The following is a 14,610-nucleotide window of genomic DNA, read 5'->3' as shown; positions in this document are numbered from 1 at the left end:
TATTTTTAAAGTGTGACTGTTTTTAATATTTATTCGAATTTTAAATATTTAATCAAGTCTATTTTTGTTGCATTAAATGCTTTTAAACCTACAACTACAAAAACTAAAATTGTTAAAATTATTGGTGTAATTATAAATGGGAGAATTGGCATATCTATTCTATACACAAAATCTTCTAGCCAATTTTCCATAAAATAAAACGCTATTGGAATTAGAATTATAGATGAAATTAAAGTAATTTTCAAGAAACTTTTTATCAACTGAAACATAATTTCTTTTACAGAAGCACCTAATGTTTTACGAATTGCAACTTCTTTTAATCTTTGTTGAATTGTTAACGTGGCCAAAGCAAACAAACCTAATAGAGAAATAATAATAACGATAGATGTTAAAATTAAAAACAATGTTTTTTGATTTTGATATTTCTTATATGTTCTTGCAAATCGTTTGTTTAAAAATTCTGCATTAAAGGGATAACCTTGTTCTACATTTTGTTTCCAATAATTTTCTAAATGCTTTAAAGTTTCTGATACATTGTTTGGTTTTATTTTAAATTGCATTTTCCAAAAATTATTCTTAACCCAACCAACAGTATTCCAGTGGAACATAAATGTTGGTACTATTTTACGATCTAAACCAAATGTATGATAGTCTTTAACCATACCAACAACTTCAAAGGTTTTCGTTTTTTTAGTTTCATCACTAAAACCTGGTCTTATTTTTTTTCCAATAGGATTATCATAAATATTAAGCTCTTTGGCTAATGTTTCGTTTATAATAACATTAGAAATAGTATCAGAAGCCATATTTTCATCTAAAAACCTACCTTTTAATAAAGTTACTTCCATTGTTTCTAAATAATTAAAATCTACAGCATTTGCATGTGTTTGTATAGAAAGTTCTTTATAATCTACATTTGTAGACATAGAACTTCCACCACCAATGGTAAAAGAATTACTTGTTACAACCTCTATATTAGGGTGTTTAATTAACTCCTTTTTAGCTAACTCATACTTTTTAAATCTATTTTCAAATTCATTCATAGACACCATAATAACTTGATCGCCTTTAAAACCAAGATCCTTATTCATCATATAATTTACTTGCTTAAAAATGATTAATGAGCCTGTAAGAAAAAACCCAGAAATTAAAAACTGAATTCCTAACATTATATTTCTTGCAAAAACACCTTGTTTGCTTCTAGAAACATTTCCTTTTAAAACATCTACAGCATTAAATTTAGAAAGGTAAATTGCAGGAATAAAACCAATAAAAACTGAAATTATTAATGCAATTAATGCAACTTTAATAATTAAAGAGAAATTTAAAATGGAGATTTCTTTATTCATAAAATTGTTAAAAGAAGGTAGAATAAGTTCTACTACAACTAAAGATAAAATAAAAGCGAGAACTCCCTGAAGCACAATCTCTAAAGCATATTGCCTTATTAATTGTAATTTAGAAAGCCCTAAAGTTTTCTTTACCCCTACTTCTTTTGCTCTTTGGGTTGCAGATGCAATAGACAGGTTTATAAAATTAACACAAGAAATTATAATTAATAATATAGATAACGAAAGCATAATTATAATTAATTGATAATTTCCTTTACCTTCTGGACCAGCTTCATCTGCAATTGTTTTTAAACGAATATCTTTTAAAGGTTCAAAAATTACAGTTGTACCGTGTTTTTTAAAAAATTCTTCTGTAGAAAGACCAGCATTTTTAGCTTGTGGTTCAGTTGAGTATTTAAACCAAACATTATTTCCTTTTTTATTAATGGTTTCTAAAACAGCTCCTTTAGTTGTTTTTACAAACAAATTATTTGAAAAATTACCCCAATGACCTTCTGGTTCTTTTTTAAACTGTAACACCATATTTGGCATGAAATAATGTTTACCTTCTATTTTATAAACAGTTGTAATAATAAAGTTTCTATTATTTAATTCAACAGTTTTACCAATGGCCGAGTTTTTTCCAAATAAAATTTTTGCTTTTTGTTCTGATATTGCTATATGATTTTTAGCTTTAGTAAAGGTTTCTGAACTACCTTCAACAATTTCAAAAGGAAAAAAAGAAAAGAAATTAGATGCCCCTCTTAATACATCTTCAATAAATAATTGTTTCCCATCAATTTTAACAACAGAACTATTTGTCCAGGAATTACTTAAATAATAATCAGTTATTTCTGGTATATCTTCTTTATATTTTACACCTTCTACATTTGTGCTACTTGCCCAAATTTCTCCATCAGACATTTTATGAATTGCTCTATAAATTTCATTTACATTTTTATTACTCGCATTATAACTTTGCTCGTCATTAAAATATAAAAGCACAATTAACAAACCTGCAAAACCAACAGTTAAACCTGCAATATTTACAACAATATTTAACCAATTCTTTTTGCTATTTCTATAAAATATTTTAAACCACGTTTTAAACATAATTATTCGAATTTTAAATATTTAATTAAATCGATTTTTGTTGCGTTGTAAGCTTTTAAACCAACAACTACAAAGACTAAAACAATTAATATAATTGGAGTTAATACATAAGGTAATATTGGCATTTCTACTCTGTACACAAAGTTTTCTAACCAGTTTTCCATAAAATAATATGCAATCGGAATTAATATTATTGAAGAAATAACCACTACTTTCAAGAAGTTTTTTAATAACTGAAACATAATTTCTTTTACGGATGCTCCCAATGTTTTTCTAATGGCAACTTCTTTTAAACGTTGCTGAATTGTTAAGGTTGCCAAAGCAAATAGACCTAAAAGTGAAATTAAAATCACTAATACTGATAATATTAGAAACATGGTTTGTTGCTTTTGATATTTCTCATACGATTCTGCAAATTTGGCATCTATAAACTCGTAATTAAAAGGATATTTGGCATCTATATTCTGTTTCCAAAAACTTTCAATTTCTGCAATTGTTTTCTCAATATTATTTCCTTTTATTTTAAACTGAATCATTGAAATCCAATTTTTAGCAAAATCAAAAGTATTCCAAATACCTAAAAACATTGGTGTTATTTCTTTATCAAAACCGTCAAAATGATAATCTTTTATCATTCCTATGACTTCCAAACCTAAAGCATTATCTTCTTGCCATCCAACATTAACAATTTCTCCAATAGGATTCTTAAAAATACCTAACTGTTTGGCTGCAGTTTCGTTTATTAAAACTTTATTAATTGTATCTGAAGCAATATTTTTTGAAAAATTTCGTCCTTTTAAAACTGTAATTCCTGCAAAATCTATATAATTAAAATCTATCAAATTAGAAGCAGAATTAAAACTAACATCATTTATTTTATGTCTTAAATCTGTACCATTTGTAAAACCATAACCAGGCACAAACATACTTGCAGTAACACCACTAATGTTTTTGTTTTGACTTAAAATCTCTCTTGTTAACTGGTATTTTTTATATTTATCTACTTTATTATAAAATGCAACAGATAACACATGTTCTTTGTCAAAACCCAAGTCTTTTTCCATCATATAATTTACTTGACTCCCAACAATTAACATACTAATAATAAAAAAACCTGATATTAAAAATTGAACCCCAAGCATCATATTTCTTGCTAAATTTCCTTTTTTACTTTTAGAAATACTTCCTTTTAAAACTTCAATCGCTTTAAAATTGGATAAATACAAAGCTGGAATACTTCCAACAAAAAATGATATTAAAATTGAAGTAACAAATAATGTTACCAAAGAATTGGTATGCAAAATCGAAATTTCTTTACCAACAAATTGATTAAAAAATGGCAAAGCCAATTCTACAATTACCAATGCTAAAACAAACGAGATTAACCCTTGCAAAACAATCTCAAATACATATTGAAAAAGCAGTTGTTTTTTTGATAAACCTAATGTTTTCTTCACACCAACTTCTTTCGCTCGTTGACTTGCAGAGGCTACAGATAAGTTTATAAAATTGACACAAGAAATAACAATTAACAGGATGGACAAACCTAACAAAACCATTAATAATTGGTAATTCCCTGTTCCACTTGGCCCAGCTCTTTTTGCTGTATTGTGCAAATACATTGTATCTAATTTATCTAAAAGAACAGTTGGTATTCCATAACGTTCGTCAAATTCTTCAACAGTAATTCCGTTTTCTTCAGCAGCAATTTTATGAACGTTATTAATAATTTTATCCATTTTTTGCTTTAAAACAGCTAAATCTGTTCCTTTTGCAACCCTACAAAAAACTTCGTTATTATGGTTTCCCCAATTCACTTCAAATTCTTCAGAAAACTGAATTAATAAATGAGGTTCTTGGTGAGAGTTTTTAGGAATTTCATAAACACAGGTTACCAAAAAATCTTTATTGTCGATTTTAACTAAATTGCCAACTGCTTTTTCACCTTTAAAAATTCTTTCAGAATATTCTTTTGATATTGCAATATTATCTCTGGTTTTCGCAAAGTTTTCTGTGGAACCTTCTAAAATTTTGAATGGAAAAAAATTAAAAAACTGTGGTTCTGTAAGTATTGTTTTGTCTGTAAATTCAAAAACATCTTTATATTGAATTACTCTACTTCTGTAAAATGGCTTTACCATTAAAGACTCTGTAACTTCTGGTATTTCTTTAGGATACGTTAAATACATCCCAGCATTTGCAGTTATCCAAACTTCACCAGATTTTGGTTTTTTTAGGTTTACTCTATAGACATCTTCTTTATTTGGGTTCCATTGATTGTAACTTTTTTCTTCATTTAGATATAATAAAATGATTAATAAACCAGCCAAACCCAAAGTTAATCCACTGATATTTATCAATGTATTTAGCCAGTTTTTCTTGCTATTTCTAAAGAATATTTTAAACCATATTTGTAACATAAATTCTGTTTTTTTTGATGAATTTAGATTTCTGTTACCCAATCAACTTGAGCATAAGTTTCACAGAAATCATAATTATAATTGAATTTTAAGACTTTGTCTTTAGTGACTTTATTCAACTAAAACATCTACTTTATGTTCATTTGTTTTTTCAGAAATAATTTCTCCGTCTTTTAAGGTTACAATTCTTGATGAAAATTGTGCATCGTACGCTGAATGCGTTACCATAATAATTGTTGCACCAGTTGCGTGTAATTCTGTTAATAATTCCATGACATCATTTCCACTTTTACTGTCTAAATTTCCTGTTGGCTCATCTGCTAAAATCAATTTTGGGTTAGTTACCAAAGCCCTTGCAACTGCAACTCTTTGTTGTTGTCCACCAGATAATTGTAGTGGAAAATGTTTTGCTCTGTGTGCAATGCCAATTCTTTCTAAAATTTCTGTAACGCGTTCTTTTCTTTCGGATGCTTTTACTTTATTGTAAATTAATGGTAGTTCCACATTTTCATAAACCGTTAATTCATCAATTAAATTAAAGTTCTGAAACACAAAACCAATATTTGCTTTACGTAAACCTGCTCTTTGTTTTTCGTTGAAAGTTGCCACTTCTGTTCCATCAAAAAGATAGCTTCCATTATTTGGAGCATCTAACAAACCAATGATATTTAAAAGTGTAGATTTCCCACAACCTGAAGCTCCCATTATAGAAACAAATTCACCTTTTTTAACTTCTAAACTCAACTTATTTAAAGCTGTAGTTTCTACTTCTTCTGTTCTGTAAACCTTTACTAAATCTGTTATTTTAATCATTATATATATTTTTAAATTTTATTTTATTTATTATTGAAAACTGCGACTGCCAACTGAAGACTGTCTACTCAATATTAATCTCTTCAACATCTTTATAATCATCGTAACTCGATGTAATTACCTTATCTCCTACTTGCAATCCTTCTAAAACTTCATAATAAAAAGGATTTTCTCTTCCTATTTTAATATTTCTTTTTACTGCTTTATTATCAGAATTTAACACAAAAACCCAAGCACCATTTGTACTTTGATAAAACAAACCTTTACTTAATAATAAAGCTTCAGTTTTGCTTGATAAAAATACTTTTGTTTTTAAAGACATTCCTCTTTTTACGTCGTTTGAAAGGGAATCTTGTTTAAAATTTAATTCTAATTTAAATTGTCCTCCAACAATTTCTGAAAACACTTTCGATAATTTTACTTCGTAGTTTTTTGAGTTTAAGGCAACAGTTCCAGAAATACCTTCTTGTAATTTAGAATTGTAATATTCATCAACCTTTGCCACTAATTTATAACCGTCTAAAACATCCATTTTTCCAATTGGTTGCCCTTGATTGTAGCTTTCTCCTAAAATAGGATTAAATGAAGACAACAAACCATCTACAGGCGCTTTTACCACAAAATTCTCTTTGTTTTTGTATAATAATTCCAAACTCTTTTCCATGTTTGATAAAGAAGTATTTATTCTTGCTAATTGATTATCTCTACTTTTTTTCTCGTTGAAAACACTCTTTTTAATCACACCACTTCTCTCTTTTTGAAAAGAATATTCTTGTTGTGTTTTCTGATAATCGTTTTTTGCAATCACCTCTTTTTTATACAAAGTAGAATCTAATTTATATTGTCTGTCTGCATTTCTAAAATCATTATCGATACTTAATAATTGTTGGTCTAAACTTAATTGCTGATTTTTAATATTCACACGTAAGTTTCTTAAGTTGTTAATTTGCTCCACCATTGCAGTTTCTTGCGTTAGATAATTCAATTCTGCATTTGGGTTATACACCTTTAAAAGTGGCGTCCCTTTTTTAATGATTTGTCCACTTTCCACAAAAATTTCTGAAACAGAACCACCTTGAATTACATTCACCAAAACAGAAGTTTTAGGTTCTACTGTACTATTAAATAAAATAACATCTTCGAAATCTCCTTTGGTAACTTCACGAATACTAATGGTATCTTTTTTAAGATTGACTTGCTTTTTTCTGGTAGCATTCATTAAAATTACTGCCATTAAAATAACAGCAGGAATTCCCCATAAGAGCATTTTTTTAGTTTTTTTATTTTTAGGTTTTATTTGAGTATCCATAAATTCTATTTCGTTTGGTAATTGATATGCCACAAATATGCCAACGAAAAATAAATTTTAAAACATTGATTTTCAATAGTATATGAATTTACCAAAAATTAAGAGTGTTCAAAAACGGACATATTTTTGTTCATATTCAAACAAAACACTAATTATGTACTATGAGAAAAAAAGAAGCAACCATTTTAATTGTAGATGATGATGATGATATTCTGTTTTCGGCCAGAATTAGCTTGAAAAAATACTTTTCAAAAATAATTACTGAAAATAATCCACAAAATATAAATTCGCATTTAACGAAGAACACAATAGATGTTGTATTGTTAGATATGAATTATAGAATTGGTTTCGAAGATGGAAAAGAAGGTTTGTATTGGCTAAAAAACATTAAAGAAATTAGCCCAGAAACTACCATTCTTCTAATGACTGCTTTTGGAAGCGTAAATTTAGCAGTAGATGCCATTAAAAAAGGGGCAACCGATTTTATCTTAAAACCTTGGACAACAGAAAAACTCTACACTTCTGTAAATGCGGGTGTAGAATTATCTCGTTCTAAAAGAAAAAATACCCAATTAGAAACCATTCAAGAACACCAAGACAAAGAGTTTCACCAAAAAACGGAACATATTATTGGAAATTCTACAGCAATGCAATCTGCCATGAATTTGGTTAAAAAAGTAGCGCCAACAGATGCCAATGTTTTAATTTTAGGTGAAAATGGAACAGGAAAATATGTGTTTGCTAAAGAAATTCATTTACAATCGAACAGAAAAAATTATCCTTTTATTCACGTAGATTTAGGTTCTTTAAATGAAAATTTATTCGAAAGTGAATTGTTTGGTTACGTTAAAGGAGCCTTTACAGATGCGCATAAAGATACTTTAGGGAGATTCGAATTGGCAAAAGGTGGAACTATTTTCTTGGATGAAATTGGAAATTTACCACTCCATTTACAATCTAAATTATTAACTGTTATTCAGAATCGGAAAGTGACACGTTTAGGAGAAGGAAAAGAAACGGAAATTGATGCCAGAATTATTTGTGCTACAAATGCGCCAATTCATAAAATGGTGGAAGAAGAAACATTTCGTCAAGATTTATTATTCAGAATAAATACCATTGAATTGAACTTGCCTCCACTTCGTGAAAGAACAAATGATATAAAGTTGTTAGCAACACATTTTCTTGAAAAATTAACACAGAAATATCGAAAGAAAATAACCAATTTTACTTCGGAAGCATTAAAAGCAATGGAAAAATACCATTGGCCAGGAAATATTAGAGAAATAGAACATATTGTAGAACGTGCTGTAATAATAACAGATAATGATGAGATTGAAGTTTCTGACTTGCATTTTTCAGCAAAGAAAATTGACGTAAATTTAGGCGAAAGTTTAAATTTAGAAGAAACTGAAAAAGTATTAATTCAGCAAGCAATTACAAAACACCAAGGCAATATTTCTAAAGCTGCAAAAGATTTGGGCTTAACAAGAGCTGCTTTGTACAGAAGATTAGAGAAACATCAATTATAAATGGGAAAACCACAATATATTCAGATTGTAATTCGATTAATTTTATTGATTATTAATGGAGTAATAATCGTTTTTAGCTTTAAAAAAGGGTTTATTGTTAATACAATTGGTTTCTCTTTGTTGCTTATATTTCAGTTTTTCCTTTTTACAGAATATCTAAAAAAACTATTTACAGATATCGAAAAATCGATAGATTGTTTATTGTTTGATGATTATTCTAACACGATTTCTGCTGAAAAAAGAAAGAATCCTTTGCATAATAAAACAGCATTATTATTAGAAAAACACAGAAAACAAAGTTTATCAAAAACATCGGAACAACTTATTTTTACGAATATTATTGAAAGTTTAGGAATTGGAATTTTAATTCTAAAAAAAGACGTGAATGGAGAAATATCCATTTTTCAAATCAATAAAGCATTTGCTAACTTTTTAAAAATCCCGAAGTTTTATAATTGGAATTTACTCCAAACCAAAATAGGCGAATTAACCAATTTTATTAAAGATTGGAAGGAAATTAGAAACACCATTTCTTTAAAAATAAATGACGATAAAGAAAATTTCTTCCTAAAAACTGCAGTAACACAAACCAATGAGTTTGAATATTTGGTAGTTTCTTTAGAAACAATTCAGCAATTAATAGACAAAAAAGAGAAAGAAGCTTGGTATAAATTAATGAATGTAATGTCGCACGAAATTATAAACACCATTACTCCTATTAGTAGTTTAGCGGAAAATTTACATTCTTTATTACAAGAAGAAAATACAGACGAAGATACTATTGATGAACTTTCACAAGGTTTAAGTATTATTAAAAGACGCTCTTTACATTTAACTTCTTTTGTAGATACGTATCGAAAATTAGCAGAATTGCCTTTGCCAAATAAGAAAGAAATTAGTTTAACGGAAACTATTCAAAATACATTAGAACTCTATAAACAAGAGTTTTTAGCAAAGAAAATCAACTTAATTTTTAATTCAAGTGATAATTTTATAATTAATGCAGATAAAAATCAAATTGAACAAATTCTCATCAATTTAATATCAAATTGTTTGTACGCACTTACAGAAACTGAACATCCAGAAATTGAAATTCAAGTTACAGAAGAAAATAATCGCCTACATTTAGAAATTTCCGATAATGGAATTGGTATTTCTAATGAAATAAAAGAAAATATTTTTGTACCATATTTTACAACTCGTAAAAATGGTTCTGGAATTGGTTTGACACTTACGAAAAGTATTGTTGAAGCACATAAAGGAAGTATTCATTTTAACTCTAAAAATGGAAAAACAGTGTTTATAATTACATTTATTTTATAAAAACTGTCACATTTTAACTTTTGAGTGGTCTTTTAAGAAAACACTTTAAAACTCAAATAAAATGAAAAATAAATTTACACTTTTAGGTATTTGTCTTTTTTTATCAGCAACTATAAGTTTTGCACAAAAAACTGTAGAAGCTTCAGATATTATGAAAGATATTAAAAACGGAAAATCGATTTCCTATAATAATGTAACTATTGTTGGTACATTAGATTTCACTTATATGGATGAAGCTTTGGAAAAATTGCCTAGAAAAAAGAAGAATAGTTGGTTTAATTGGGGTTCTGGAAACTCTAGCAACGAAATTAAAAAATTGATTGATGTAAAAATTTCATTTACTAATTGCACATTTAGAGATGATGTTTTAGCATACATACCAGATGAAGATTCTGGTTACACTTTTACTGCAAGTTTCGAAGATATTGCCATTTTTAAGAATTGTAATTTCGAAAGAAAAGCAATGTTTAAATATTCTCGTTTCGAAAGAGATGCAGATTTTTCTGGAAGTACTTTTGATGACGACACCACTTTTAAATATGCAAAATTCGACCAAGATATTAGTTTCGAAAATACTGTTTTCGATGAAATAGCCACTTTTAAATACACTAATTTTAACACAAAGGTTAGTTTTTCGAATTCAGTTTTTAAAGATTCTGCAACTTTTAAGTATACACAATTTAAAAACGGAGTTTCTTTTGTTAACACAAAATTCGAAGAAGATTTAAATATAAAGTATATGAAAGTTTCTGGAGATTTTAATATCTCTGGAATGGATGTAGCTTATGACATTGATTCTAAGTACACTAAAATAAATGGAAAAAGTTTCGGAAAATATTTAATTGATAAAAAATAGGTATTTATACCTATATACAAAATAAAAGTTATTATTAAATTGCACAATAATGGGAAAGTTGGATTAGGGGCTAACTCACCAGATATTACTAGCTTTCTTTTCTAAAGAAAGCTAGTTTTTTGTTTAAAAAGTAATCATCTCAATCATTTTACATATTTTATTCCCCCGAATCATTTTTTTTAAAAAATTGATTCTCCTAAAAGGTTAGCTATTTGCTAACCTTTTTATCTTAAAAAAATCTTTTCTTATCTTGTCGTTAAATAATTTTTTATGGGTATTACAATTTCTCGCCTTTTCGACTTTCCTTATTATCAAAAAGAAAATAATCCTTTAGAAAAATGTTTCAATTATAAAGAAAGTGCTCTTTGGAAAAGTATTTCAACAAAAGAATATATCAATTTAGCCAATAAAGTAAGTAGTTCGTTAATAAGTTTAGGTGTACAACCAAATGATAAAATTGCGGTAATTACAGAGAATAATAACCCAAATTGGCATATTTTAGATATTGGAATTCTACAAACTGGCGCCCAAAATGTTCCTTTATATGCAACACTTTCAGAAAAAGATTATGCCTATATTTTAGATCATTCAGATGCAACTTATTGTTTTGTATCTAATGATTATTTGTACAAGAAGGTAAAATCTATACTCCCAAAAACAAAATTAAAAGGAATCTTTTCTTTGGAAGAATCAACCAAAAATTATAGTTGGAATTCGTTTTTAGAATTAGGCGAAAAAGAAAATTATCAAAAAGAAATAGAAGAAAGAAAACAAAACATTAAACCAAATAATTTAGCAACAATTATTTACACCTCTGGTACAACAGGTACTCCAAAAGGAGTTATGTTAAGTCATGAAAATATTGTTTTTACAGTTTTTGCAACTGTGAAAGCTTTCGATTTAAATAACGTTAATAATCGTATTTTAAGCTACCTACCAGTTTGTCATATATATGAAAGAACAGCTTCTTATCTTAACTTATATCTTGGAAATGAAGTTTATTTTGCAGAAAGCATAGAGAAAATAGGCGATAATATTAGAGAAGTAAAACCAGGGTATTTAGCAGTTGTACCAAGATTATTAGAAAAAATTTTCGATAAAATTGTAGATAAAGGAAGTGAATTAAAAGGAATTAAAAAACAATTATTTTTTTGGGCATTAGAATTAGGAGAAAAATATGAACCTTATTATAAAAACGGAGCATGGTATCATTTCAAATTAAAAATAGCAAATAAACTAATTTTCTCTAAATGGAGACAAGCTTTAGGTGGAGAATTAAAATTTATGATTTCTGGAAGCGCGCCTTTACAAGATAGATTAATTAGAGTTTTTACAGCTGCAGAAATTCCTGTTTATGAAGGTTATGGAATGACAGAGTCTTCGCCTGCAGGAACTGTAAATGATGTTAGAAATAACGGATTAAAAATAGGTTCTGTTGGTAAACCTTTAGAAGGGGTAGAAATTAAAACTGCTATTGATGGAGAAATTTTAATGAAAGGAAAAAATGTGATGTTAGGTTATTACAAAAACGAAGAAATGACCAATAAAACCATTGTTAATGGTTATTTACATACTGGTGATATTGGATCTATTGATAAAAATGGTTTTTTAACAATTACAGATCGAAAAAAAGAAATATTTAAAACTTCTGGTGGAAAATACATTGCTCCTTCAGCTTTAGAAAGTGAATTTAAAAAATCGAGATTTATAGAACAAATTATGGTAATTGGTGAAGGAGAAAAAATGCCTGCTGCCATTATTCAAATTCATTTTGATTTCGTTTACGAATGGGCAAAAAGAAAAAATCATACAATTAAAAATATTACTTCAAATAAAAAACTGATAAAGAGGATTCAAAAAGAAATAGATTTTTATAATAAAAAGTTTGGCAAATGGGAACAAATTAAAAAGTTCGAAATTACACCAGATGAATGGACAATTGAAGATGGTCATTTAACTCCTACAATGAAAATGAAAAGAAAAGTTATTAAAGAAAAATATAAAAATTTGCATAAAAAAATATATAATTCTTAATAAAAAAGCATTTAATTTTCTATTTGTCATATTAAGGGAATTTCCCTATTTTGCATTGCAGAAAATATAACTTATGGCAATAGAAATTACGAGATTATTTGATTTTCCTTATTATCAATTAGAAACCTACAATTTAAAAAAAGCATTTACCTCTAAAACAAGTGGTAATTGGGTAAGTACATCTACACAAGAATATATAGATCAAGCCAATAAAATTAGTAGAGGACTAATTAATTTAGGCGTAAAACCAAATGATAAAATTGCAGTAATTTCATCAACCAATAGAACCGAATGGAATATTTGTGATATTGGTGTTTTACAAACTGGCGCACAAAATGTACCTATTTACCCAACAATTTGTAAAGAAGATTACGAGTATGTTTTAAATCATTCAGAAGCTATATATTGTTTTGTTTCTGATGTAGATGTATTAGAAAAACTAAATGCTATAAAAGGAAATACACATTTAAAAGGTGTTTTTACTTTTGATGACATTGCTGGGGAACAAAGCTGGAAAGAAATTTTAAAATCTGGAGAAGATACTAGCAATCAAGAGATTCTTGAAGATAGAAAAAATAACGTAAAGCCGGAAGATTTAGCAACTCTAATTTATACTTCTGGAACGACAGGAAGACCAAAAGGTGTTATGTTAACTCACAAAAACGTGGTTACTAATGTTTTAAGCTCTTTTGAAAGAGTTCCTTTAGATTATGGAAAAGATAGAGGATTGAGTTTTTTACCAATCTGCCATATATTCGAAAGAATGATATTGTATCTATATCAATATTGTGGTGTTTCTGTTTATTTTGCAGAATCTATTGAAAAACTAACCGAAAATGCACAAGAAATAAAACCAAACGTTATGACAGCTGTGCCACGTTTGTACGAAAAAATTTACGATAAAATTATTTTAAAAGGAGAATCTTTATCAGGAATTAAAAAAGGATTATTCTTTTGGGCAGTAAATTTAGGTTTAAAATACAAACCTTATGGAGAAAATGGTTGGTGGTATGAAAAACAATTAGGTCTTGCTAGAAAGCTTATCTTTTCGAAATGGCAAGCTGCTCTTGGAGGAGAATTAAAATTAATGGTTTCTGGAAGTGCCGCTTTGCAAACAAGGTTAACAAGAGTATTTGCTGCTGCAAATATGCCAATTATGGAAGGTTATGGCTTAACTGAAACATCTCCAGTAACTACAGTAAACGATGTTAGAAATGGAGGTTTTAAACCAGGAACAGTTGGTAAAGTAATAAGTGGTGTAGAAGTTAAAATTGCAGAAACAGGAGAAATTTTAATAAAAGGACCAAATGTAATGATGGGTTATTATAAAGATCCTGAAAAAACTGCAGAAGTTTTAAAGAATGGTTATTTCTATTCTGGAGATAAAGGAGAATTTGATGCAGATGGTTTTTTAAAAATTACAGGAAGAACAAAAGAAATGTTTAAAACTTCTGGAGGAAAATATGTAATTCCACCATTATTAGAAGGCGAGTTAAAACAATCTTTGTTTATAGAACAAGTGATGGTTGTTGGAGAAAATGAAAAAATGCCAGCAGCAATTATTCAACCAAACTTCGATTTTATAAAAGATTGGATAGATAAAAAAGGACTTTCTATTGGTAAAACGAATGAAGAGATAATAAATTCTGACATTATAATTAAACGCATTCAAGAAGAAGTTGATGAATGTAATATTAACTTTGGAAAATGGGAACAAATTAAGCGTTTCGAATTAACGCCAGATGTTTGGTCTATTGATGGTGGCCATTTAACACCAACAATGAAAATGAAACGTGCTATTATCTTAAAAATCTATCAAAAATTATACGATAAAATTTATAGAGATTAATATTTAAACCGAGTTTTTACTCGGTTTTTT

The 14,610-nt window shown here is 27.9% G+C and carries 9 protein-coding genes; 5 read left to right on the top strand and 4 right to left on the bottom strand.

Annotation, left to right across the window (positions count from 1 at the left end; genetic code table 11):
* Positions 1-29: 29 nt before the first annotated feature.
* The 4 genes from H9I45_RS01035 to H9I45_RS01020 all read right to left on the bottom strand — a co-directional run bounded on the left by H9I45_RS01035 (position 30) and on the right by H9I45_RS01020 (position 6,986).
* On the bottom strand, positions 30-2,444 hold the full coding sequence (locus H9I45_RS01035; protein WP_088355024.1) for an ABC transporter permease: 2,415 nt from the start codon (positions 2,442-2,444) through the stop codon (positions 30-32).
* Positions 2,445-2,446: 2 nt separating this feature from the next.
* Complete coding sequence (locus H9I45_RS01030) at positions 2,447-4,864, bottom strand: ABC transporter permease (protein ID WP_140422771.1); 2,418 nt, start codon at positions 4,862-4,864, stop codon at positions 2,447-2,449.
* Positions 4,865-4,975: 111 nt separating this feature from the next.
* Positions 4,976-5,677: an ABC transporter ATP-binding protein gene (locus tag H9I45_RS01025; RefSeq protein ID WP_088355026.1), complete on the bottom strand. Its 702-nt coding sequence runs from the start codon at positions 5,675-5,677 to the stop codon at positions 4,976-4,978.
* A 64-nt stretch (positions 5,678-5,741) separates the two neighbouring features.
* Positions 5,742-6,986, bottom strand: a complete 1,245-nt coding sequence (locus tag H9I45_RS01020) for an efflux RND transporter periplasmic adaptor subunit (RefSeq protein WP_140422772.1) — start codon at positions 6,984-6,986, stop codon at positions 5,742-5,744.
* 161 nt (positions 6,987-7,147) lie between these two features.
* Here H9I45_RS01020 and H9I45_RS01015 point away from each other — a divergent pair, with 161 nt between their 5' ends.
* The 5 genes from H9I45_RS01015 to H9I45_RS00995 all read left to right on the top strand — a co-directional run bounded on the left by H9I45_RS01015 (position 7,148) and on the right by H9I45_RS00995 (position 14,580).
* Complete coding sequence (locus tag H9I45_RS01015) at positions 7,148-8,518, top strand: sigma-54-dependent transcriptional regulator (protein WP_088355028.1); 1,371 nt, start codon at positions 7,148-7,150, stop codon at positions 8,516-8,518.
* Positions 8,519-9,841: a sensor histidine kinase gene (locus H9I45_RS01010; protein ID WP_088355029.1), complete on the top strand. Its 1,323-nt coding sequence runs from the start codon at positions 8,519-8,521 to the stop codon at positions 9,839-9,841. It begins immediately after the preceding gene.
* A gap of 61 nt (positions 9,842-9,902) precedes the next feature.
* Positions 9,903-10,697, top strand: a complete 795-nt coding sequence (locus H9I45_RS01005) for a pentapeptide repeat-containing protein (RefSeq protein WP_088355030.1) — start codon at positions 9,903-9,905, stop codon at positions 10,695-10,697.
* Between the two features lie 270 nt (positions 10,698-10,967).
* Complete coding sequence (locus H9I45_RS01000; RefSeq protein WP_088355031.1) at positions 10,968-12,731, top strand: AMP-dependent synthetase/ligase; 1,764 nt, start codon at positions 10,968-10,970, stop codon at positions 12,729-12,731.
* Between the two features lie 73 nt (positions 12,732-12,804).
* Positions 12,805-14,580, top strand: a complete 1,776-nt coding sequence (locus tag H9I45_RS00995) for an AMP-dependent synthetase/ligase (protein ID WP_088355032.1) — start codon at positions 12,805-12,807, stop codon at positions 14,578-14,580.
* The last annotated feature ends 30 nt before the right edge of the window (positions 14,581-14,610 follow it).

The sequence above is a fragment of the Polaribacter haliotis genome, from assembly GCF_014784055.1.
GTDB classification, from domain to species: Bacteria; Bacteroidota; Bacteroidia; order Flavobacteriales; family Flavobacteriaceae; genus Polaribacter; species Polaribacter haliotis.
This window is presented reverse-complemented; position numbering and strand designations above follow the sequence as displayed.